Origin of the sequence: Rhizobium sp. N731, from assembly GCF_001664145.1 — a bacterium.
GTDB classification, from domain to species: Bacteria; Pseudomonadota; Alphaproteobacteria; order Rhizobiales; family Rhizobiaceae; genus Rhizobium; species Rhizobium esperanzae.
Genome location: NZ_CP013601.1, coordinates 1079472 through 1099616 on the forward strand (window position 1 = coordinate 1079472; position 20145 = coordinate 1099616).

The 20145-nt window shown below is 61.2% G+C and carries 25 protein-coding genes; 16 read left to right on the top strand and 9 right to left on the bottom strand.

The window, feature by feature from the left end; all coding sequences use genetic code 11:
- Nucleotides 1-108 precede the first annotated feature (108 nt).
- Together AMK02_RS05315 and AMK02_RS05320 are read left to right on the top strand one after the other, a co-directional pair.
- Nucleotides 109-957: an SDR family oxidoreductase gene (locus tag AMK02_RS05315; protein ID WP_064800985.1), complete on the top strand. Its 849-nt coding sequence runs from the start codon at nt 109-111 to the stop codon at nt 955-957.
- 16 nt (nt 958-973) lie between these two features.
- A complete protein-coding gene (locus AMK02_RS05320) occupies nt 974-1369 on the top strand; it encodes a DoxX family protein (protein WP_064800986.1) in 396 nt (131 codons plus the stop codon).
- Between the two features lie 323 nt (nt 1370-1692).
- On the opposite strand, the gene AMK02_RS05325 is transcribed toward AMK02_RS05320, so the two are convergent.
- Nucleotides 1693-2547, bottom strand: a complete 855-nt coding sequence (locus AMK02_RS05325) for a DMT family transporter (RefSeq protein ID WP_064805948.1) — start codon at nt 2545-2547, stop codon at nt 1693-1695.
- Nucleotides 2548-2751: 204 nt separating this feature from the next.
- Between AMK02_RS05325 and gcvA the strand changes: the two genes are divergently transcribed.
- On the top strand, nt 2752-3660 hold the full coding sequence (gene gcvA, locus AMK02_RS05330; RefSeq protein WP_064805950.1) for a transcriptional regulator GcvA: 909 nt from the start codon (nt 2752-2754) through the stop codon (nt 3658-3660).
- A 143-nt stretch (nt 3661-3803) separates the two neighbouring features.
- Complete coding sequence (locus AMK02_RS05335; protein ID WP_064800987.1) at nt 3804-4043, top strand: DUF982 domain-containing protein; 240 nt, start codon at nt 3804-3806, stop codon at nt 4041-4043.
- A 26-nt stretch (nt 4044-4069) separates the two neighbouring features.
- On the opposite strand, the gene AMK02_RS05340 is transcribed toward AMK02_RS05335, so the two are convergent.
- From AMK02_RS05340 to AMK02_RS05355, 3 genes are all read right to left on the bottom strand, one after another.
- Nucleotides 4070-4297: a hypothetical protein gene (locus AMK02_RS05340; RefSeq protein WP_064800988.1), complete on the bottom strand. Its 228-nt coding sequence runs from the start codon at nt 4295-4297 to the stop codon at nt 4070-4072.
- 13 nt (nt 4298-4310) lie between these two features.
- Nucleotides 4311-4574 (bottom strand): hypothetical protein, encoded by a 264-nt coding sequence (locus AMK02_RS05345; protein ID WP_064800989.1) that lies wholly within the window; start codon nt 4572-4574, stop codon nt 4311-4313.
- Between the two features lie 775 nt (nt 4575-5349).
- Nucleotides 5350-5997, bottom strand: a complete 648-nt coding sequence (locus tag AMK02_RS05355) for a S24 family peptidase (RefSeq protein ID WP_064800991.1) — start codon at nt 5995-5997, stop codon at nt 5350-5352.
- Between the two features lie 83 nt (nt 5998-6080).
- Between AMK02_RS05355 and AMK02_RS05360 the strand changes: the two genes are divergently transcribed.
- The 9 genes from AMK02_RS05360 (at nt 6081) to AMK02_RS05400 (ending at nt 10926) form a co-directional block, all read left to right on the top strand.
- Nucleotides 6081-6305: a hypothetical protein gene (locus AMK02_RS05360; RefSeq protein WP_064805951.1), complete on the top strand. Its 225-nt coding sequence runs from the start codon at nt 6081-6083 to the stop codon at nt 6303-6305.
- A 139-nt stretch (nt 6306-6444) separates the two neighbouring features.
- On the top strand, nt 6445-6711 hold the full coding sequence (locus AMK02_RS05365; protein ID WP_064800992.1) for a hypothetical protein: 267 nt from the start codon (nt 6445-6447) through the stop codon (nt 6709-6711).
- Between the two features lie 34 nt (nt 6712-6745).
- Nucleotides 6746-7114, top strand: coding sequence for a hypothetical protein (locus AMK02_RS05370; RefSeq protein ID WP_064800993.1), 369 nt, complete (start codon nt 6746-6748; stop codon nt 7112-7114).
- On the top strand, nt 7080-7478 hold the full coding sequence (locus AMK02_RS05375; protein WP_064800994.1) for a hypothetical protein: 399 nt from the start codon (nt 7080-7082) through the stop codon (nt 7476-7478). The genes AMK02_RS05370 and AMK02_RS05375 overlap by 35 nt, the downstream gene beginning before the upstream one ends.
- Nucleotides 7475-7771, top strand: coding sequence for a GcrA family cell cycle regulator (locus tag AMK02_RS05380; RefSeq protein WP_064800995.1), 297 nt, complete (start codon nt 7475-7477; stop codon nt 7769-7771). Before AMK02_RS05375 ends, AMK02_RS05380 begins: the two co-directional genes overlap by 4 nt.
- On the top strand, nt 7768-7977 hold the full coding sequence (locus AMK02_RS05385; protein WP_064800996.1) for a response regulator transcription factor: 210 nt from the start codon (nt 7768-7770) through the stop codon (nt 7975-7977). The genes AMK02_RS05380 and AMK02_RS05385 overlap by 4 nt, the downstream gene beginning before the upstream one ends.
- A 14-nt stretch (nt 7978-7991) precedes the next feature.
- Nucleotides 7992-8582 carry a hypothetical protein gene (locus AMK02_RS05390; RefSeq protein WP_064800997.1) on the top strand — a complete coding sequence of 197 codons (591 nt, stop codon included), beginning with the start codon at nt 7992-7994 and terminating at the stop codon, nt 8580-8582.
- 706 nt (nt 8583-9288) lie between these two features.
- Nucleotides 9289-9696, top strand: a complete 408-nt coding sequence (locus AMK02_RS05395) for a GFA family protein (protein WP_064800998.1) — start codon at nt 9289-9291, stop codon at nt 9694-9696.
- Between the two features lie 333 nt (nt 9697-10029).
- Nucleotides 10030-10926, top strand: a complete 897-nt coding sequence (locus AMK02_RS05400; RefSeq protein ID WP_064805953.1) for a glycosyltransferase family 25 protein — start codon at nt 10030-10032, stop codon at nt 10924-10926.
- On the opposite strand, the gene AMK02_RS05405 is transcribed toward AMK02_RS05400, so the two are convergent.
- From AMK02_RS05405 to AMK02_RS05415, 3 genes are all read right to left on the bottom strand, one after another.
- Nucleotides 10823-12220, bottom strand: coding sequence for a sensor histidine kinase (locus AMK02_RS05405; protein ID WP_064805955.1), 1398 nt, complete (start codon nt 12218-12220; stop codon nt 10823-10825). The two genes, AMK02_RS05400 and AMK02_RS05405, sit on opposite strands and share 104 nt — an antisense overlap.
- Nucleotides 12221-12278: 58 nt before the next feature.
- The gene (locus AMK02_RS05410) at nt 12279-12962 is read right to left on the bottom strand and encodes a winged helix-turn-helix domain-containing protein (RefSeq protein WP_064800999.1); all 684 of its coding nucleotides are present in this window, start codon (nt 12960-12962) and stop codon (nt 12279-12281) included.
- A gap of 526 nt (nt 12963-13488) precedes the next feature.
- Nucleotides 13489-13833, bottom strand: a complete 345-nt coding sequence (locus AMK02_RS05415; RefSeq protein ID WP_064801000.1) for an ArsR/SmtB family transcription factor — start codon at nt 13831-13833, stop codon at nt 13489-13491.
- A gap of 108 nt (nt 13834-13941) precedes the next feature.
- Here AMK02_RS05415 and AMK02_RS05420 point away from each other — a divergent pair, with 108 nt between their 5' ends.
- On the top strand, nt 13942-14688 hold the full coding sequence (locus AMK02_RS05420; RefSeq protein ID WP_064805956.1) for a glucose 1-dehydrogenase: 747 nt from the start codon (nt 13942-13944) through the stop codon (nt 14686-14688).
- 299 nt (nt 14689-14987) lie between these two features.
- Here the strand turns inward: AMK02_RS05420 and AMK02_RS05425 are convergent, their stop codons facing one another.
- Nucleotides 14988-15263 (bottom strand): DUF4242 domain-containing protein, encoded by a 276-nt coding sequence (locus AMK02_RS05425; RefSeq protein WP_064805958.1) that lies wholly within the window; start codon nt 15261-15263, stop codon nt 14988-14990.
- Here AMK02_RS05425 and AMK02_RS05430 point away from each other — a divergent pair.
- A complete protein-coding gene (locus tag AMK02_RS05430) occupies nt 15262-16725 on the top strand; it encodes a tetratricopeptide repeat protein (protein WP_237350440.1) in 1464 nt (487 codons plus the stop codon). The two genes, AMK02_RS05425 and AMK02_RS05430, sit on opposite strands and share 2 nt — an antisense overlap.
- A 251-nt stretch (nt 16726-16976) precedes the next feature.
- Here the strand turns inward: AMK02_RS05430 and AMK02_RS05435 are convergent, their stop codons facing one another.
- Nucleotides 16977-18683, bottom strand: coding sequence for an adenylate/guanylate cyclase domain-containing protein (locus AMK02_RS05435; RefSeq protein ID WP_064801002.1), 1707 nt, complete (start codon nt 18681-18683; stop codon nt 16977-16979).
- A gap of 871 nt (nt 18684-19554) precedes the next feature.
- Between AMK02_RS05435 and AMK02_RS05440 the strand changes: the two genes are divergently transcribed.
- Nucleotides 19555-20037, top strand: coding sequence for a hypothetical protein (locus AMK02_RS05440; protein WP_064801003.1), 483 nt, complete (start codon nt 19555-19557; stop codon nt 20035-20037).
- Nucleotides 20038-20145 lie beyond the last annotated feature (108 nt).

Here is a 20145-nt window from a genome sequence, read left to right on the forward strand (position 1 = left end):
ACGCACATCCCTGTGCGTGGCGCACTTTCATGTGCATTCTTGTGCAGATACCCGATATCGATCATATCGTCACGTACATTTTGTTCGTTAGCAGAAGAGGACGACGACATGAAGATCGGCATCAACGGCGCAAGTGGGAAACTGGGTGCGGCCATCATCGAAGAACTCAGCTCACGCGGAGGCGGCCACCAAATCGTCGCCATTTCCCGCTCGCCGGAGAAGGCACGTAGCGGGGTCGAGGCTCGTAAGGGTGACTATGACCAGCCAGAGACGCTTCTGGACGCCTATGCCGGGCTCGACCGTCTGGTGCTGATCCCCAGCGCAGACCTAGGTCCGGGCGTGCGCGGTGTACAGCTCAAGTCCGCCATCGATGTGGCCGTGAAGTCAGGTGTGCAGCACATCGTCCTGCTGTCGGCGGCAGGCACACGCGAGGCTGCCGTTCCTGCACTCGGCGAGTCCTACTGGACAGCCGAACAGCATCTGATCAGGTCAGCTCCACACTGGACGATCCTGCGCATGAACTACTATGCACAGTCCATGATCGACGAGGTCATGATGTCACAGAGCCAAGGAATGCTCGCTGGACTCGGCGAAGGTCGCGTCGCGTATGTCTCGCGCAACGACGTGGCCGCAGCGACAGCAGGAGCCGTATTGGGCGAAGGTCACGCAGGCGCGATCTACAATCTGACGGGACCCGATGCGCTAACAGGGCATGACGTCGCCGCCATTGCTTCGGAGGCACTTGGAAAGCCCATCGTGTTTGCCTCGATTACCGAGGAGCAACTGCATGGCGGCTTAGGCCAGGCCGGGCTGCCCGATTTGGTTGTCAATGCCATCATGGACATCAAGAAGACCTTTGTCGAAGGACACTTCGATGTGCTTACACATGATGTCGAGCGGCTGTCGGGCCGTGCGCCGATCTCGTTCCGCAACGTGTTCGCGGCAACGAAGTCGTGAGGAGAACCGAGTAAACATGGCCCGCAAATACATTTATTGGATCAGCACCGCGCTTCTTTCGGCGTTGTACCTTATGTCCGCCACCTTCTATCTCACCCAAAGCGACACCGTGCGACAACTGTTGGGTCAGCTTGGCTTTCCTGGCTATCTGGTGCCGCTCCTGATTACGGTCAAACTGCTGGGAGTGGCGGCGATCCTTTCCCGCATCAGCGTCGGACTGAGCGATCTCGCCTACTCCGGAATGTTTTTTCACCTGCTGCTGGCGCTATCGGCTCATCTGAACGCGTCCGACTACGCCGGATCAGTTCCGGCATTCCTCGGTCTGGGCGTCCTTGTCTTGTCTTTCACGACCCAAAATGCCGCACGAGCAAAGCCTTCGCCGTATGCGGCCTCCCGGCAGGCCGGAACCTGAGATACCTCCTGGCATCCAAACCTTTGCGATCTGCGTCCCGATCCAGTTTCGGGCGCAGTCGTCATGGCCCGTCGCGCCTGGCGCATATGCTCGACATGGCTCATGCTGCAGTGTCTGTCACAGCAGGAGCATTGGAGATCTCACATTGAACTTCAGTCAAGGTGCGGGCGGCACACCGCTTACGGAGGTTCTCACGACCGGGAAGTCTGGACGTGAGGTGCATCGGACATTTTTCGCCGCACAAAAAAGACCCGCCGAAGCGGGTCAATTCGCTCGGGGAGTAACCGAGCGGGGGAATTAAAACAGAGCGAACCTCGCGCTTGCTATGGGCTTGCACGCTTTCCGGCGGCGGCCAATCCCAGCCCAGCAAGGACGAGCCCAATGCCTGCCGCGAACATCAGTCCTAATTCATCACCAAAAAGAAACGCGCTGGCGCTGATGCCAAACACTGGCTGCAGATATTGGACGCTCGCCGCAACGCGCGCCGGAACGACTTTCAGAAGATAGAGCCACACGATCAGTCCCGCCACTGTGACGATCACGCCGAGATAGGTGATGGCCGCAAGCGCCTCGACGGTGATATCGACCGTGTGTTGGGTGATCTCCCAGCCTGCGAGCGGCATAACGGTCAAAAGCCCGACGAGCATGTTCCATGCCGCGACAGGCATCAGGCCATACTTCTCTGTCAGCTCCGCGCTCCAGATATAGTAGATCGCGATTCCGATGGTGGAGAGCAGCATCAACATTACACCGGAAACTGTCGTCCTCGACATGTCATCGACACCCGGTCCGCTTCCAACGGCCACAAGGGCAATACCGAAGAACGCAACCAGGAGGCCGCTCCATTGCAGCGGTGTCACGGATTGCCTGAAACGGATTGCCGCCAGGACGACCATGAACAGCGGGATGGTTGCCGAGACGATGGTCGCGACCGAGGCCGATGTGCCTTGCACCCCGAACGACTGGGCGACGTTACCCAAGGTGATACCCATGACACCCAGGCCGACAATTCCAGGAATTGCTCTCCTCGGAACACGGAGTTCGCGTCTCGCTAGGAACATCATGAGCGGCACGGCCACCATGAAGCGCAACGCCGTGAACGTCATCGGGGGAATGCTGCCAAGGCCGAGCTTCGTGATCGGGATAGAAAGCCCCCACATGAGGGCCAGAAGCAACATGGCCCCCAAGCTCTTCGTCGAGAGCGAACTCGCAGGGCCGAGTTGTGTAGGCATGGCGGCTGATTCAACGGAGTTGGGGGACATCTTTGACAGCTTTTGCATTGGCGTGTGCGTGAGAGTGTGCCATCCATAAGCTGCGCGATACCCGCGCGACAAACCATTTGTTCTCACAGGATGCGTGAGATGACATCACGCATGGGGCACATGACCAACCCACTTCCTCCGCTCCAGACATTGCGAGCCTTCGAGGCAACCGGTCGACGGCTGAGCATGACCCTTGCGGCCCAGGAGCTTCATCTCACCCACGGAGCGGTAAGCCGACAGATAAAGGCACTCGAAGACCATCTCGGCGTGCCGCTCTTCCGTCGCCTGACCCGAAGGATTGAACTGACCGACGCGGGTCATTCCTATTTCAGCACCGTCACGCGTCTTCTGTCGGAGTTGCAGCGAGAATCCGAGGCGTTGCGTCGCAAAAGCGATGCCTCCCGCCTTGTTGTAAACTGCAGTGTTTCTTTTGCCAGCAAATGGCTGACGCCTCGACTGCACCGCCTGATGGCTGACCTGCCTGATCTCGATGTTCATCTGGAGGTTACCGATGCAGCCGTCGACTTCGCTGCCGGTCAAGTCGACGTAGCATTGCGTTATGGTGACGGTCGCTACCCTCACGCGGCGGCGGAGCGCATCATGAACGAGACGGTCTCACCAGTATGCTCCTTGGAGTACCGCCAGAAGATGGGCGGGATTGATGCGCCGAGCGACCTGGTCAAATGCCAACTCATTCACGAGATCGGGATGATCACAACCTGGGAGCGATGGTTCGCGATGATGGAGCTGCCGTACCCCGGTATGCGTGGGCCCGGATACAGCCATGGAAGCATGTCCATTGAGGCAGCCATTCGAGGAGCGGGTGTAGCTCTTGGGCGGAGCGTCCTTGTTGCAGAAGACCTTGCCGCTGATAGGCTGGTTTCATTATTTCCCGACGTGGCCTTCGAGGTCGAGTGGGGTTACGATCTGCTGTACCGCGTCGGCAATCAAGACCAACCAAAGGTCCGCGCCTTTCGGAACTGGATGCTAAAAGAGGTGCGTGAATTCATACGAATTGTGAAAACCTGAAGCGTCCGAAAAAAACTGAGCTAAGGTGTAATCGGAACATCGCTTACTGCACTTTCTGATTGGTTGAGAAAGAACTTGGTGTCGGTGGAACGAGTCCGAACGCCGCTCGTTGAGTCGGATGTCCAGCGCGAGGGGGCTGCATCATGAGCAGGCGACGGAGCTTCAAACCGGTGAAGATCACCATCAATGGCAAGACCAGGACCGTTTATAATGTCGTCCAGGCCGGCAATACCTTGCTGAACGATTGGCCCGCGCAGACGCCGGCGGCCAAGGCTGCCGAGTTGCTGGTGCTTGATGTCTTCAACGATCTCGCCGAGCCCGAGCAGGTGCGGCGGGCCTTCATTACTGCGGCGAAGGCGAGCGACATCAAGTTCAGCTCCTGACCGGCGGCGCTTCGAAAGGCATTCGCTCACTTCCATGACACCCGCTCCTGGTGGTCGAGACCGCGATGCTTGAGTTGTGGCTCCATCCAGGCGGCCGAGACGAGCGCCGCCAGCAATCCGAGGGCGATGCAGGTGAGCGCTTGGATCTGCCACGAAACGAAGGTGACCGGCGCCGGGATGCGGGGCTTCTCGGCGCACTGACCCGGCGGGCAGGCGCAGCCGGAAAAGGCTTTGATGACGCAATCGGCGGACATGTCGGTTTCTCCCTCAGGCGTAAAGCTGATCGCGATCGGTGATGCCCATGATCTCGCGGGCGTAGCGGTAATGCGCCTCGACGCTGGCGGTGGCGCCGCGCAGCCATGACTGGCCGCGGACCGAATGTTCGGGGCGGCCGAGATAGGCAAAGCCGAGGGCGCCCATGCGCTGGGCCTCGTTGGCCATATAGGCATCGCAGTCATCGAGCCCGCGCACCGCATTCCAGCGGGTGTCCCGCCGGCTCTGCTCGGTCTCGATCCTGCGGATATGCTGCATTGCTCTGCCCTCTCGTGCCGGCTGGTCGGCCTGTCGAGAAAGGTATATAACATACCCTAGATCGTCAATCGAAAAAGGTATAAAAAATACCTGACAGATTGACGAGGTACGAATCGTAGGCGTATGTCTCGGCCAAGTGATTGGGCGACCGGGTGCAACTCCCGAGCTGACGAAGCCCAGCGGCGCGGGAAGCGAAAGTCCTTAAGTGCGCTGTCAGAAAATCAGGACGAGGGCGAAGCGAATGGCCCCTCTGGCACGTGTCCCATCCCGGCTCCGGCCTTCAGGACATGGCCAATGCTCTCCCGGCTTCATGGGCTTTGCTCATGGGGTAGGGGGAAGCTTTGGCCGGAACCCTCCCTCACCAGCCTTCAGGAACTGGAAAGAGATGGAAGAGAGAAGGAGTGAGAGAGATCAGGATAGCGCAGGCGCGCAGGCGGCGGCGATGACCCGCTCTGCGGCGCGTCGCGGCTTTCAGATTGGACGCCTGAGCTCGAAGCGGTTGCGAGGTCGCTGCAGGCAGTTTGACCGTGGCGATTGGAGCGCCGGGCAGAGCCGGTTTCGGCCATGCGAGGGGTTCACCTCAAAACAGGATCGCCCGCGCGGCGCCGAAAGCGATGATCAGCACGGCGAGCGTCACGAAATGGAGCCAGATTCCGCCCGCTCATGAGGGCGGGCTGATCATCTTGAATCGTTTTGCGAAGTGGTTGGAATTTTGCTGGAGCGGTAAGCGTTACATCGCGGAATTAGTTGAGATTTTCGAAAGAGGTCTGGACTCTCACATCTCGATCACCGACCGGCGGACGCGGCCGACGATGGTGACGGCGCCCTGGAATTCCGGCGGCGGCACGTCCTCGTAGGAGGCCGGCTGGAAGGGTGGATTGTCGTTCGGGCGGTAGCGCTTGTAGGTCGCAGCCCCGGTCTCGTCGGCGACGACATAAAGCGCGTTCGGCGCCAGGCGCTTATCGCGGCGGTTGACGAAAATGATCGAGCCCGGCGGCGAGATCTTGTTCATCGAATTGCCCTCGACCTCGAGCGCGATCCAGTCGCCGTCGGGCAGATCGAGCGCGGCGACGGTCGGGAATTCCGAGAAGTCGGTGATCGGCGCCTGCTCGGTCAGCTGCCCGGCGCTGACCCAGGAGATCTTCGGCACGTCGGCGACGGAGACCGGCCGCTCCTCCGGATCGAGTGCATCGCCGGTTCCGAACTGCAGCCAGTTGAGATTGACCCGGAACGCCTTGGCATATTTCTTCGCGTCGGCGATGCCGAAGCCGTTCCGGCCCGACTCGTGCGCCTTGTAGACATTGGCGTTCCAGCCGAAACGATCGACGATCGCTTTCGGCCCGGCAAAGCCCGCGTTCTTCCTGGCCATGACCAGACGCTTTGCGCGTTCTTCGCGCTCAAATTGTTCCTGATCTTTCAACATGATATAAATTATACCCTAAAAAAAGGTACATGTAATGCCCTAAATCGCTTGACGTGCGAGGTATTTTACGTACCCTTATGGCCATGACACAAGCACATATTATCAACAATCGACCCCGGCTTTCGGGCTCTGCCAATGCCCGCTACACCGGCTGTCCGCACTGCGGCAGGGCGCTCTCGATCGCCGAGGTGATCGAGCGCCACTGCGAGACTTGCGGCCGGCAGACCGAGCCGGAAGAGATGCGGCAGACGCCGGTCTTGCCCGGTTCTCAGCCGATCACCAATTCCGTCAGCCTCACTCCTCCCTGAAGGCTCTCGGCAGCTGGCGTCGTCGTCCTCCCTCGGCGACGCCAGCCTCTTCCACAAGTTTGAATATGAACGATCCGGCCGGCGCCCGCTTGGCGGGAAGGGCCGGCTGCGGATCGAAAATGAGAAAGAGAATCAAGCGATGAGCATCGCTCCTGCGCATCAAGGCACGCACATGAACGCCCTCGAGCTCTTCCGCTCCGGCCGGGATTATATCGAAATATCAGCCATCCTCGGGGTGTCGGTGCCCTCGGTGGAAAGCGAGATTCACCGGCTTCGCAGCGCCGAGAAGGGCGACACCGCCCAGCAGGATTATGCCGGCCGCGAGTTCAGGCGGTTTCCCGACCGCGCCGCCAGGCCGGGCGCTCCGGTTAATTTTCCCGGCGGGCGGCCGAGGCTGCTGGTTTGAGGGCGCAGCGACCGCGAGCGGGAAAGGACATCGCATGGAACAGGAAGAGATGAGCAAGGACATTATGGAGATCCTCAGCCCGGTGCTGGGGCAGGAGCTGGCGGCGGCGATCATCGAGCATCGCAGCCGCACACTGAAGAAACCGCTGACGGCCTATGCGGCGAGGATCCAGCTCAAGGAGTATCTCAAGACCGGCAACCCGGTCGAGGCCGCCGAGATGCAGATCCTGCGCGGCTGGCGGGCGATCAAATCCGATTGGTATTTCAATGAGAAGGCGAGGGAAGCCGGGTCGATCGATGCAAGCGTGGGCAGAAGGACAACGGTCGATGCCGCAAGAGATTTCCTCTCCGGTGAAGATCATAGCGGGGATGCTTTCGGGTTTTCCGGCCTCCGCCGGCACTGATCCCGACATGCAGATCCGCGCCTATCTCGTCGCCATCGACGGCATTCCGGCAGAGGCGGTCTGGCGCGCCGCCAAGCTGTTCCTGTCAGGCAAGGTCAGGGACCATAACCGCGCCTTCGCCCCGAGCGCGGCGAGCTTCGCCGAAATCGCCCGCCAGCAGCAGGCGGTGATGACGGCGCAAAACCGCCCGCGCGTCGAAGCGCCGCCCGAACAGCCGCAGCCGAAGGTCGCCGCCTACAAGATGCGGCTGCTGAGACAGGCAGCAAACGGCAGCCGCAGCGCCAAGCGGGCGCTGGCTGAGATGTTTCCCGACAACCCGGTCATCGCAAGGGCCGCACGAGACGCACAGGAGGCAGTGGGATGAGAGATCTGTTCTGGACGGAAGACAAGATCGTCAAGGCGCAGAAGCTCTGGCAGGAGGGGTTTTCGGCACGTCAGATCGCCGAACTCTTCGGCTCGAAGAAGAACACCGTCATCAACATGGCGCATCGCAACCGCGACCGGTTTCCGCCCAGGCAGGACCCGCGCAAGCCACTGGCCGTCGCCGGCGCGGTGCCCGCGCCGATCTGCCATCCCGACCGGGTGCGGCGGGTGACGCTGTCGGGCGCCGAGGTGACGATGCCGCGCGTGCCGACGATCGACGGGCCGGCGCCATGAGTGCCGTAACCAGTGCCGTGACCCCGCGCGAGCGCGAGATCATCCGCTGGATGGCCGCAGGCAAGACCGCCGCCGAGATCGGCACCATCCTCGGCATCTCGCCGATCACCGTCAACACCCACATATCAAACGCCAAGGCGAAACTCGGCGTGTTCAAGGAGACCGCCCTGGTCGCCGCCGCACTTCGAAACGGCATCATTCAATAGGAAGGATAATCAGCATGGGCGGCAAGGCCACCAAGGTGAAGATACAGCGGGCCAACAAGGGCGCCGGCCGGCCGCGCAAGGCCAATGTCGAGCGTTTCCCCTGCGGCAAGATCAAGCCCTTCGAAACCGAGAAAGAGAATATCAGCGTGGCGATGGCGGCGCGCCGGCGCATCCACGGCTTCGGCAGGACGGTGGCCGACGAGACGGTCAGAAGCCCCTATGCCGGTTATACCCTCGGCCGCATGTTCCTCGACGGGCTGATCACCGACGAGCAGCGCCAGGCCGGCGACGACTATGCCGAGGTCATGGCCCGCTATCACAAGACGACGGGCATTCCGGCCCCGAGCCCCAGGGCCCAGTCGCTCTTTGCCGTCAAGGGCCACGAAGGCGAGATCACCGAAAGCCTCGCCGACCGCGCCCGCAAGGCCAGCAACCGCATGATGGAACTGCAGGCCGTTCTCCTGCGCTGCGAAGACGGGCCGCAGGTGCGCAGCACCGTCTATAACGTCGCGGTGATGGATTACGAACATCTGCGCCAGATGCCGCCACAGCAATTGCTGTGGCTGCGGCGGGGGCTGATCGCGCTCAGGAGGGCGAAGGGATGACGGAGGTGCGGGTGCGGCTCCTGCCATACTCTCCGCTGGCCTCCCGAAAGCAGGATGTTGGCGGCTGGGGGAGATTAGGCATGGGCTCCTTCCGCAACGCGCCGATGTGGCAGCAGAGCCCACCTCACCCTCCGTCATCCCAGGGCTTGACCCTGGGATCCACGCCGACCTCCAACTCCGGGCACGGATCCCAGACTCAAGGCCTGGGATGACGGAGGCCGGTACGGGTGTTTTCGCCGGACGTGGCAGAGGCGAAGCCGAATGGAACTTCACCGCGGCGCGCGATTGCCTTGCACGTTCCGCGTCGAGACGTCGCGGATCTGTGAGCGGCGGGCTTGACCCGAGGATCCACCTTTGGCCCCATCAGATGGGCATGGATCCCAGGCTCAAGGCCTGGGATGACGGAGATCGGGGCGGGTGTTCTCCCGGACGTGCCCCCGGGCTGTCGCTCCCATCGCGATGCCAATCGAAGTGGGCAAGGGATGTGGGCGCTTCCAAACATATGGACGCGCCCTGGCTTTGACTGGAGTGGGCCGCACAGAGTATCGAAGTGCATGGCTGTGTTGTAAGCACCTCCGCACGGCCCATAATACTTACGATCAGCGAAGTCCGTTGTTCCCGAGCCGGCTGAACATTTTGGATCGGAGAGCGTCAGAACGATTTGAACGACGGCACATTGCCGTAAAATCAACATGGAATGAGCCAAATGCCTGTCTTTCATGCCAAGTGCAGCTGTGGCGCCCTGTGCCTGGAGGTCGATGGCGATCCAGTGCACAACCACGTCTGCACGTGCACACGCTGCCAGCGCGCATCCGGCAGCGCTCTTGCCCATAATGTGTGGTTCCGCGAGGACGACGTCCGGATCGTTTCCGGCGATTATTCCGTATGGTTTCCGCAGGGCGAAACCACGCCGGATGTGATGAAAGCCTTTTGCCGGATCTGCGGTGAGGGCGGATTTTCCAAATCCGGAACATACTTCCCCGGCACCGTCGTCATCGCCGCCGGCACCTTCGCCGATCCCTCCTTTCCTGCGCCCGATCATGTTCACTGGTGGGACGATCGCCCGCATTGGATCGACCTCGCCGACACGATCGAGCGTCATGCCGGAAATTAGCGGTTCGGGAACCGGGAAAGGGACCTCGATCGCAACAGCTGCGGGCTAATGCGAGGTTCTGACGCCGGCGCGGCACGCAATGGGTCGCCGTCGTCATCGAAGGCTTGATTGATGTCGTCATGATCGCGGGAAGGGAAGGACCCATTGCATGTCGCAGGCGAGCTGTAGCGCGGCATTCTTACGGGGGCTTTGCCGGCAGCATACCGATCCGTAAGGATGCTTGCTTCGGCTGCCGGTCGCCGCAGCTTACGAAAATGTATAGTCCGGGCGAGGCCCCCGTGAGGTTTGAAGCGCAGGCTTGGCGCCGTCATTGCCAAGTCGAGGCCAAGTCTCATGAACGTGCGCGCCACACCCGCCGCCCTTATGCCGGCCCTTCATCCGGTCAGCCTGCGGGTCAATACCTACCTCATCAATCTCGACCGCGCGCCGTTGCGCCGGTTTCGGATGGAACGGCTGCTGGCAGGCTTCGGCCTTGCCTATGAGCGCGTGGCGGCGGTCGACGGTGCGGCCATCAGCCTGCCGCATCCCGGCTTCGACGAGGCATCCTATCTCCGCCGGCACGGCCGCCGGCCGAACCCTTTCGAGATCGGCTGCTATCTCAGCCATGTCGAATGCGCCCGGCGCTTCCTCGCCAGCAATGGCGAATTCGCCCTCATCCTCGAGGACGATCTCGACTTCGACGATGATCTGCCCGAGCTGCTCGAGGCGGCACTTCGCCACCGCGCGCACTGGGACATTCTGCGGCTGTCGACGGTCAATTCCGGGCGAAAACACCGGGTCGAGCCGCTGACCGCCTCGCGCTCGCTCGCCATTGCGCTGACCCGCGAGAAGGGATCGGGCGCCTATCTGATCAACCGCAAGGCGGCGGGCTGGATTGCCGGGGCGCTGCTGCCCATGCGTCTGCCCTATGATCTCGCCTTCGACCTGGAGTTCGACGACGGGCTGCGCGCCTGCTTCGTCGATCCGCTGCCGGTGAGCCAGAGGGCCGATCCCTGCTCGCAGATCCAGGCGGGGCTTTCGGCCTACCGGCTCGGCCACCGCCGGCCGTGGAGCGTGCTGCCTTTTCGCGCTGCTGCCGAAATCCGCCGTTTTGTCGCCCGCTTCGGTCGGCTCGCGGCATGGCGGCTCAGGATTTCTCCGGCATCAATGGGAAGGCGATCGAAACGCGAAGGCCGGGATGATTGTCTGCCAGCGCAATCTCGGCCGAATGCAGTTCGGCGATTGCCTTGACGAGGCTGAGACCGAGGCCGCTGCCTGGCGTCGTGCGGCTCTTGTCGATCCGGTAGAGGCGCCGGAAGACCTTGTCCCTCTCTGCGGCCGGAATGCCCGGGCCGGTATCGACGACCGAGAGGATGGCGCGGTCGCCCTGGCGGCGGAGCGACAGGGTGATGCCGGTTGCGGCCGGGCAATGATTGATCGCGTTCTCCACCAGATTGGCGATCATCTGCGTCAGGAGATCGCGGTCGCCCCAGATGACGGCGGGAGCGCGCCCGGCGATCGTCAATGACATCTGCGCATCTTCGGCGACATCGCCATAGACCTCAGAGATGACGCTCAGAACGGCGTCGAGATCGGTCGCCTGGAAACGCTCCTTGCGGGCGCCGGCCTCGATCTGGGAAATGCGCAGCAGCGCCTCGAAGGTGGCGTTGATCCGGTCGCTCTCGTTTCGTGCCTCGTCGAGCAGAGCCGAAACATCCGCCCGCCGATCGTTCTCGGCCACCGCCGCATCCAGCGTCAGGCGCAGCCTGTTGAGCGGTGTTTTCAGATCGTGGGCGATATCGGCGCTCACCTGCCGCATGCTCTCGACCAGCCTTTGCAGCCGCTCCAGCGCCGCGTTGATCTGGATCGCCACCGTATCGAGATCGTCGCCGTTGCCGGTGATCGGAATGCGGGCGTCGAGCGCGCCGTGAGAGACGTCATTCATGGTGTTGGTGACCCGGTCCAGCCGCGCCTGAGCACGAACGGCGAGAAAGACACCGCCGCCAATCGCCGTCGCCACGACGATTGCGGCCGCCCATTCGAAGCTCACCAGCACGATCCGCAGCATCTCGTCGGCATCGTTGAAGTTCTCGGCCACGACAAGGCTGTAGGGGCCGACCGTCGATACCTGCATGCGATAGCGTTCATGCCCCTTCAGCCCGACATCGCCCGAGGTGACGGTATAGACGCCGTTCGGGATGCGCGGTGCCGCGAAATTGCCGGCCAGCTTGCGCCCGCTGGCATCCGTCAGCGAATAGAGCCCGTCGGAGGTCGACTGGAAACTCGCATAATTGTTCAGCGTGTTGATCAGGTCCGCGGTGTCGCCGGGCTCGTAGGTCGAGACGATGAGCGAATTCATTTCGTTGAGCGACTGGTCGACATCGCGGCCGAGGCCGAGGCTGAGAATGTGATAGATGATCGCGCCGCTGAAGATGAAGGCGACGACGAAGAGGACGCCGAAGGTGACGGCCAGGCGGAACGGCGTGCTCCTGCGCAGGCTAGAGCATGATGCCGAAAAGTGTGCGCGGTTTTCGGACGAAATCATGCTCTTACTCTTTAAATTGCGAACAGGATTTGAGATTTTCAGGCCGATGGGCCTGAAATCATCCTGTTCGAGGCGCATGCAGGCTGTATCCGGTGTTGCGGATCGTGTGCAGAAGCTGGGCCTGGAACGGCTTGTCGACTTTGGCCCTGAGGCGGCTGATATGGGTCTCGACGACGCTGGTCTTCGGATCGAAGTGGAAATCCCAGACCCGCTCCAGCAGCATCGTCTTGGTGATGACGCGGCCCTCGCCGCGCATCAGCACCTCGAGCAGGGTGAATTCGCGCGGCTGCAGCTCGATCACCTGGCCGGCGCGCCGCGCCTCCCGCCGGATCAGATCGAGCTCCAGATCGGCGACCTTCAAGACCGTGCGCTGCTCCTGCACCGGCGGGCGCCGGCCGAGCGCATTGACGCGCGCCAGAAGCTCGGAGAAGGCGAAGGGTTTGGTGAGATAATCGTCGCCGCCGGCCTCCAGCCCCTCGACCCGATCGTCGACGCCGCCGATCGAGGTCAGGAACAGCGCCGGCGTGCCGACCTTGGCAGCCCTAAGTGAACGCACGATCGCCAGGCCCTCGAGGCCCGGCAGCATGCGATCGACGACGATGACGTCATAGGCCTCGCGCTGCGCCTGAAACAACCCGTCGCGGCCGTCGCCGATGACGTCACAGACATGCCCGGCCTCGGAGAAGCCCTTGGCGATATAATCGGACGTCTTGGTATCGTCTTCGATCAGCAGGATTCGCATCGGCCGCTCCCGGCATGCCTGGTGCGGCAAGATCTAGCCGAGACGACGGCTTGGCGGCAACTTACGGATTGGTAAGGGGGAGGGCGCATCGCGCTCCACCACGAGGTTCGACCTCGAGCGTGACAAGGCTGCGCGTAGCCGTTGGCCGGCAATGGCAGCGACCCACAAGTGGAGGGCAACATGACTTCCATATTGCATAGGCTGCGAAGTCCTCATTTCATGTCGTTATAATTATAACGCGTCGGCAAGTCTCGATCAGCCGCGGGCATGGATCCCAGACTCAGGGACTAAGGCCCAAGGCCGGGATGACGGAGTTTGAAGGTACGTTATGCCAAATTCGCAGCGGATGGTGCGTCGGCAAGCGGTGAGTGATGAAGTCTGGCGGTGAGATCAGAAAGCGCGATGTCCCGGTTTTGCCAAGGGTCTGCGTTTGCCGCAATCGCCTCCCCACCCTCCGTCGTCCTCGGGCTTGACCCGAGGACCCAGGCTTGCACCGGCAGCACCCATCGAAGGTATTCAAGGTCCGTCAACCCGTCTTCATTTGCTCGGGAAGCTGTCCGTAAGCCGTCAGAATCGCCCTGACCAGCCCTGGAAAGCGCTCGTCGAGCTCGGCGCAGCGGGTCTGGTTGCGCATCTCGACGCCCTGGCGCTCGCTGCGGATCAGCCCGGATTCGCGCAGCACCTTGAAATGGTTCGACAGCGACGATTTCGGAATGACGCGGTCGCCGAGATCGGCGAGCGCGGAACAGGTGCCGCCGCAGGCGGTGCCGGCGAGCTTGGCGAAGATCGCGACGCGCTCCGGATCCGACAGCGCATAGAGGATCGCATCGGGCTTGATATCCTCCAGGGCAGGGTGAAAGAGCGGTCGCATGAATTTTATATAGTGCCCCTTGAAACCGAGATCAACAGTTCCGAATTTCTGAACTACGGAACAAGGCCGCCAATTCCGGCGAGCCGTCCGGATCAGAAGGAACAAGAGATGGCTAAGCTCACAGGGAAGGTCGCAGTGGTCACGGGAGCCTCCAAGGGCATCGGCGCCGCGATTGCCAAGGCGATGGCGGCCGAAGGTGCTGAAGTGGTGGTGAATTACGCCTCGAGCAAGGCCGGAGCCGACGCCGTGGTCCAGGCGATCGGCGCGGCCGGCGGCAAAGCCATCGCGGTGCAGGGCGACGTTTCCAAGGCCGAACAGGCGCAGGGCGTGGTCGATGCCGCGGTCAAGGAATTCGGCAAGCTCGACGTGCTGGTCAACAACTCAGGCGTCTATGAATTCGCCCCGATCGGCGAGGTGACCGAGGAGCACTATCGCCGCATGTTCGACGTCAATGTTCTCGGCGTTCTCCTGACCACCCAGGCGGCGGCCAAGCATCTCGGCGAGGGCGGCAGCGTCATCAACATCTCCTCGGTGGTGACCAGCCTCGGGCTGCCGGCCTCGGCCGTCTACACCGGCACCAAGGGCGCCGTCGAGGGCATCAACAGCGTGCTTGCCAAGGAGCTCGGTCCGCGCAAGATCCGCGTCAACGCCATTCTGCCGGGCATGGTCGAGACCGAAGGCACCCACACGGCCGGCGTCATCGGCTCGGATCTGCAGCAGACCATGGTCGCCCAGACGCCGCTCGGCCGCATCGGCCAGCCGGACGATATCGCCGACATCGCCGTCTTCCTCGCCTCCGACGACGCCCGCTGGCTGACTGGCGAACGACTGGTCGCGAGCGGCGGCTTCCGCTAGGGCCTTTCCGGGTTCGCTTGAAGCATTCTGCCGGAGCGGGTTTTCGCCAGGGCAGAGGCGATCGGCGACGGCGTACGTCAAGGTACGTGTGAGCCGATCGCCTTTGATTGAAGTCTCGCGGATTTGCCGGGCAAATCAGCGGTAGGGTTGGCTGAAACGGGCCGCCTGATCGACCGACCGGCTTGGCCGTAGGGCTCGAACGATGGAGCCAACAAGCGATTCAGCCAGCCCGGAAAGGCTCAAGGCCGGGCTGGCCGGACGCGGTGTCGCAACATTTGCGCTTTGTCGCGCCGGATGCGCTATTTCACATCGTCGGCCGAGATGTGCCTGACTTCGGTAATTCTCACCAGCGGGATTTCGGCACGTTCGTTTGCCTCCTTCACATCCTGCTCCGACGAAGCGTCGAACAGGCAGAATGATCGTTCCTCGGCGGGAATGAATGTCGAGCGCAGATAGCGCACCGGCTTACCCTGCCTGGTCATCTCGGCAGTGACATTTTTCGCGCGCGATGCCGCCGCACTGAGCTGATCGGGAGTGATTCCTGGCAGGTGTCTTTCGACCATGTACTGTGGCATGATGATTGTCCTTGTGTTGAGCGATGACAGCATGCGTTTGGACATGTCGCGCGATCGCTTTAACTTCCGGCCGTTGCGAATGGACATCTATTTTGCCGCCGTATTCACCGACCTCGTCCGACACTCAGCGGTTTGGAACACGGTTTCGCGCGACACGATTACGAGCGCTATTGCAGAATATCGTTACCTGTCTCAGACGCTTGCCAGCCAATACGGGCGACGGCACGAGAATTTTACAGGCGACGGGCATCTTTATCTATTCGAATCTGCTGATGTGGCCGTCCATTTCTCGTTGAAACTCATCGCCTATTGGAAGCAACGGCGGCGTCACCTGACGACCGGCCAGGCGAACGATCTGCCAATCCGGGTGGGCTGCCACTTCGGCGAATGTTCCCGAATGCACGATGACGACGCCTGGATCGGTCGTGCCTTGAACATCGCGAAGCGGGTGGAATCATGTGCCGAGCCGGATACCCTCTTCGTCACGCAGACCATACTGGATCTCATCGATTTGCCCGTCTATCTCTTCCAGGAGGTTGATGTCTTCGAACTCAAGGGCGACTTCCTGCCGAGGCGACATCTCTATCGGGTCGTGTCAGTCGACCACGCAGCGCTTGCGGCACGTTCCGAAGAGCGGATGACAGCCGAGGACTGGTTCCTGAAAGGGGCGGGAATGACCGCTGCGGATGAGAAGGAATTGGCAGAGGAACAGCATTGTTACGAAAAGGCGTTGGAGCTACGCGCGGACTATCCGGAAGCGCACAACAATCTCGGTGTGATCCTGAAGGCCGCCGGCGACAGAACCGCCGCGGAAGCCCGCTACCTCAATGCCGTTCGTCTCTGGCCGCAATACCCGGAAGCTCACTATAATTTCGCGATACTCCTCGAGGAGACCGATCGCCCTGATGAGGCGGCAGCCCATTATCGGCTGGCTCTGAAGTACCGACCGGGTCACGTCGACGCCCTTCTGCGTCTGGCTGGTCTTTTTGACGAATGGGGTGACCGGTTCGAAGCGCACCAGCACTTTCAGGAGGCCCTGCGGCTTCGACCGGGCTTTGCCGAAGCCCACAACAATTTCGCGGTCTTCCTCGAAAAAACCGGTGATGCGGGAGCGGCTGAAGCGCATTATCGACAGGCGCTGCATCTGAGGTCGGACTACGCCGAAGTGCACTATAACTATGCGATGCTTCTTGAAGGCCGAGACGTCGAGGCAGCAGAATCACACTATCGCGCAGCACTGAGCTCGTCGCCGAATTACGCTGAAGCTCATAATAATCTTGGGGTGCTCCTTCACGAGAAAGGCGATTTCATGGAAGCAAGGTCACACTACCTTGCGGTGATAAGGTTGCGTCCCGGTGAGCCCCAGACGTATCGGAATCTAGCCCTTCTGCTGGCAGCAATGGGCGAGCAGGAGCAGGCGGATTGCTATGCCGAGAAAGCGAACGAGCTCTCTTCAGGTTAAGCAGGGTGAGTGCGTCCCGCGCAGGCGGCAATGGCCGGGCTTGCCCCGAGGACCCACGCCGGCATCATCGGCTGTGGCCATGGATTCCAGGCTCAAGGCCTGGAATGACGGAGGCCGGAGGTGCGTTTCCGCCCAACTCGCCGGCGGCGCGGCGCCTCGCAAATCCTGCAATTATCGGCTTTGGCGCAATCGTCGCTAGCGCTGTTTGCTTCGCACCTTGACAAACGCGTCGGGACTGTCCCCGCCCGCTGTCACGTCTCAGGCAGGCCCGCCTTTCGAAAGCCGTCGACAAAGTGGTCTCGTACAGATGCATCCCGCAGCGGCTGGGAGCTGAGCCAATGACCGATCGTAAAATGAGGGTGGGCGATCAGGAACAATTCGGCTTCTCGCCGCGCCTCGTCATGGTGGCCCAACTGCGCAAGCGCAGCAGCCAGGAATTTGCGTGAGTTGGTGCGATAGGTTTCTTTCCTGCGCAGTGTAGCGGTTGCCGCCTCATAGTCGCCCGCGGCGTATTGCGCCTGCCCAAGGTGACAAAGGTACCAGCAGGCTGGATAGGGATTGAGCCGCAGGGCTTTTTCGATCTGCGCCAGTCCGTCGGCAATCCTGCCGTCCAGCACGGACATATCAGACATGGCGGCCCAGGTGTCGGCGTGGTTGGGGTCCAGCTCCAGGGCCTTGGCAAAGGCTGCCTCCGACTCCTCCCATCGCCGCTCATAAGCCAGAATGGTACCCAGGACGTAACGGCAGCCGGCATCGTTGGGATCCAGGTCGACCGCCTTCTGCGCTGATGTCACCGCCATCCGACGGTTAGGATCTTCGGGCTCGCCGAAATGAGTCCAGGCAAGCCAACGGTTATAGGCGAGCAGACCGAGCGCCTCGGCATAGGATGGATCGAGCTTGACCGCGCGTTGGAGCAGCATATAGGCCTCACGCTCGGTTTGCGGCGACTCTTCCGTCAGGAGGCGAGCGCGCACACACAGATCGTAGGCCTCAAAGTTCTTCGGCCGATTGCGCGGCGTCGGGACGGTCAGCCGGCCGACGAGGGCTTCGACAATCTTGGCGTTGACCTCATCCTGCAACTCGAAAACATCTTCCACCGTCCTGTCGAACCGTTCGGCCCACAAGTGCTGGCCGCCAGGCGCGTCGACCAATTGGGCATTGATGCGGACACGGCCCATCGCGCGTCTGGCGCTCCCCTCCAGGACATAGCGGACGCCGAGTTCCTGGGCGACGAGCCGTACGTCGACCGGCTTGCCCTTGTAGCCGTACACGGAATTGCGCGCGATGACGAACAGGCCAGCCGTGCGGGAAAGGTCGGTGATCAGGTCTTCAGTCAAGCCGTCGACGAAAGGCTCGTCCGCTTCATTCCCACTCATATTCGTGAACGGCAATACAGCGATCGAGGGATTTTCCGGCAGCGGCAATATGCTCTGCAGCGCATCCGGCCAATGCCACACGTGGACTGGGCGGGTCAGGTTCTTCAGGTAGCGTTCGCCTGCATCGAAGAACCGGTCGGCGATCTTGCCGACGATCTCGCCGTGAACGCTGGCTGAAATGCAGATACCTCCCGGTGCTGCCTGCGTCTCGAGGCGCGCCGCGACATTGACGCCGTCGCCGAGGACGTCTGAACCGTCGTCAATGACATCTCCCAGATTGACGCCCACACGCAAAAGCAGTCGCCGGTCTCCGGAAGCCTCGACAGCAGTGGTGGCCCGTTGCATTTCCAACGCTGCTGCGACCGCGTCCACCGCGCTGCCGAATTCGATCAGGAAGCCGTCGCCCACGACCTTGAAGATGCGACCGTTGTGACCCATCACAGCCGGCTCGATAGTGCGAGAACGGAGTTCCCTGAGGTTCTCAAGCGTTGCGACTTCATCAGCCTCCATCAGGCGTGAATATCCCACCACATCGGCAACGACGATGGCAGCAAGGCGACGCTGAAGAGAATGGTTCGTCATTTGAGGACAAGCCCAACGACCGACTTCCCAAATTATTGTTCAAGCGCGGGTGAGTCAACAAATGGTAAGAGGTAGTGCTCAGAGCCGTCATCCCTCTTTGTGACCGCCAGCGTCGAAGCGGACCACACGGAAATGAGTATCCGCGGAAAGCGGTCGGTTTTCTTGAACGTCTGGTGACGGGCGGCGGGCGGCGGTTTCCGCTGAGATGGGAGTGAAAAGCGCGCGCCTCTTCAGCGCGCGCATACTCGGATACCGGTGCGCCCGCCCTCCGTCGTCCTCGGGCTCGCCCCGCGGACACACGCCGGCATCATCGGCATGGCCATGGATTCCAGGCTCAAGGCCTGGAATGACGGAGGCCGGAGGTGCGTTTCCGCCCAACTCGCCGGCGGCGTTATCGGCGTTGGCGCAATGTAACCGCGATTTTTGGGTCATCTATGAATTCGGATCGTGCTTAGGCAGGTTGTGTCCACAAGCAACATAGTGGACACAATGCGATGGATGATATGAACGAGGCGCGACTCTTGCAGGTAGTGCACGCTGTCGCGGTGGGAAACGGGCGTTTGACGCGGCGTCAAAAGCCAGACTAGTGGAAGCCTGCCTGACGCCCGTGTTTCGATATCGAAGCTGGCGCTTGAGAATGGTATCAATGCGAACCTGCTACGGAGCTGGATCCGTAAACAGCGCAACTCGAAAAGCCGGGCGTGACTGTGGCTTCAGTGACATAGAAGCGTGTGCGTCGTCGTCCGCACCGGCTGGTAAGTTTGTGCTCACGAGCGTGATGTTGTCATTTTGCAATCTTTTCGTGTTATTCGTCATTGCCAGACGAAGATTAGCGTCATATCCTGCAACATCGCTAATATGGGAGGGGCAAGTGGCGACAGATATCAAGCTGGATCATGGGGCAGATCAGGATACCGTAAAAATTGAGGCTGGAGCCTTAAGAATTCAGGCCGATGTTGTAAAGACGACGGCGTCGGACTTCCTCATTGATTGCCCACCTCGCCGAAGTAATAAAGGCGGCCCATATCGAAGAGCGCTCGTGCACGGCGAAGACGACAGCCTCATAGTCAATTTCCTCGGCGACTACCCAGGCGGGACGAGAATAGCTGACGCTAAGCTTAACCTAAGACTTGAACAACAAAACGGGGGGGAGCCCCTGCTCCCCAAAGATGCTCCTGTGGGCACACTTCATCTCGTTCAGTCAGTCATTAGCGGTTCTGGCTCCGAAAGTGGCTTCACTGATTATGAGCCCGGCCCAGTCCGCCTGTTCATCTGCGTTGGTCGTGATCAAACGGAAGAACAAGCCTACTGGTCTGAGGTTCAATTGGGGGAGCCGATCCTCGGATCGGAATAGGCTCGCTTAAAGTTCCGCACACCTTGGAGGCGCATATGAGGAGCCTACGCACAGTTTTGGAAGCCGCTTGCTCAGGCGAAAAGTCTTTAGCATCGCTCTCTCACAAAT

Excerpts from the sequence above, each read along its gene's own strand:
- AMK02_RS05315 (WP_064800985.1), top strand. The coding sequence starts at position 109 with ATGAAGATCGGCATCAACGGCGCAAGTGGGAAACTGGGTGCGGCCATC.
- AMK02_RS05320 (WP_064800986.1), top strand. The coding sequence starts at position 974 with ATGGCCCGCAAATACATTTATTGGATCAGCACCGCGCTTCTTTCGGCG.
- AMK02_RS05325 (WP_064805948.1), bottom strand. The coding sequence starts at position 2,547 with ATGTTGCTTCTGGCCCTCATGTGGGGGCTTTCTATCCCGATCACGAAG.
- gcvA (WP_064805950.1), top strand. The coding sequence starts at position 2,752 with ATGACCAACCCACTTCCTCCGCTCCAGACATTGCGAGCCTTCGAGGCA.
- AMK02_RS05335 (WP_064800987.1), top strand. The coding sequence starts at position 3,804 with ATGAGCAGGCGACGGAGCTTCAAACCGGTGAAGATCACCATCAATGGC.
- AMK02_RS05340 (WP_064800988.1), bottom strand. The coding sequence starts at position 4,297 with ATGTCCGCCGATTGCGTCATCAAAGCCTTTTCCGGCTGCGCCTGCCCG.
- AMK02_RS05345 (WP_064800989.1), bottom strand. The coding sequence starts at position 4,574 with ATGCAGCATATCCGCAGGATCGAGACCGAGCAGAGCCGGCGGGACACC.
- AMK02_RS05355 (WP_064800991.1), bottom strand. The coding sequence starts at position 5,997 with ATGTTGAAAGATCAGGAACAATTTGAGCGCGAAGAACGCGCAAAGCGT.
- AMK02_RS05360 (WP_064805951.1), top strand. The coding sequence starts at position 6,081 with ATGACACAAGCACATATTATCAACAATCGACCCCGGCTTTCGGGCTCT.
- AMK02_RS05365 (WP_064800992.1), top strand. The coding sequence starts at position 6,445 with ATGAGCATCGCTCCTGCGCATCAAGGCACGCACATGAACGCCCTCGAG.
- AMK02_RS05370 (WP_064800993.1), top strand. The coding sequence starts at position 6,746 with ATGGAACAGGAAGAGATGAGCAAGGACATTATGGAGATCCTCAGCCCG.
- AMK02_RS05375 (WP_064800994.1), top strand. The coding sequence starts at position 7,080 with ATGCTTTCGGGTTTTCCGGCCTCCGCCGGCACTGATCCCGACATGCAG.
- AMK02_RS05380 (WP_064800995.1), top strand. The coding sequence starts at position 7,475 with ATGAGAGATCTGTTCTGGACGGAAGACAAGATCGTCAAGGCGCAGAAG.
- AMK02_RS05385 (WP_064800996.1), top strand. The coding sequence starts at position 7,768 with ATGAGTGCCGTAACCAGTGCCGTGACCCCGCGCGAGCGCGAGATCATC.
- AMK02_RS05390 (WP_064800997.1), top strand. The coding sequence starts at position 7,992 with ATGGGCGGCAAGGCCACCAAGGTGAAGATACAGCGGGCCAACAAGGGC.
- AMK02_RS05395 (WP_064800998.1), top strand. The coding sequence starts at position 9,289 with ATGCCTGTCTTTCATGCCAAGTGCAGCTGTGGCGCCCTGTGCCTGGAG.
- AMK02_RS05400 (WP_064805953.1), top strand. The coding sequence starts at position 10,030 with ATGAACGTGCGCGCCACACCCGCCGCCCTTATGCCGGCCCTTCATCCG.
- AMK02_RS05405 (WP_064805955.1), bottom strand. The coding sequence starts at position 12,220 with ATGATTTCGTCCGAAAACCGCGCACACTTTTCGGCATCATGCTCTAGC.
- AMK02_RS05410 (WP_064800999.1), bottom strand. The coding sequence starts at position 12,962 with ATGCGAATCCTGCTGATCGAAGACGATACCAAGACGTCCGATTATATC.
- AMK02_RS05415 (WP_064801000.1), bottom strand. The coding sequence starts at position 13,833 with ATGCGACCGCTCTTTCACCCTGCCCTGGAGGATATCAAGCCCGATGCG.
- AMK02_RS05420 (WP_064805956.1), top strand. The coding sequence starts at position 13,942 with ATGGCTAAGCTCACAGGGAAGGTCGCAGTGGTCACGGGAGCCTCCAAG.
- AMK02_RS05430 (WP_237350440.1), top strand. The coding sequence starts at position 15,262 with ATGATGATTGTCCTTGTGTTGAGCGATGACAGCATGCGTTTGGACATG.
- AMK02_RS05425 (WP_064805958.1), bottom strand. The coding sequence starts at position 15,263 with ATGCCACAGTACATGGTCGAAAGACACCTGCCAGGAATCACTCCCGAT.
- AMK02_RS05435 (WP_064801002.1), bottom strand. The coding sequence starts at position 18,683 with ATGACGAACCATTCTCTTCAGCGTCGCCTTGCTGCCATCGTCGTTGCC.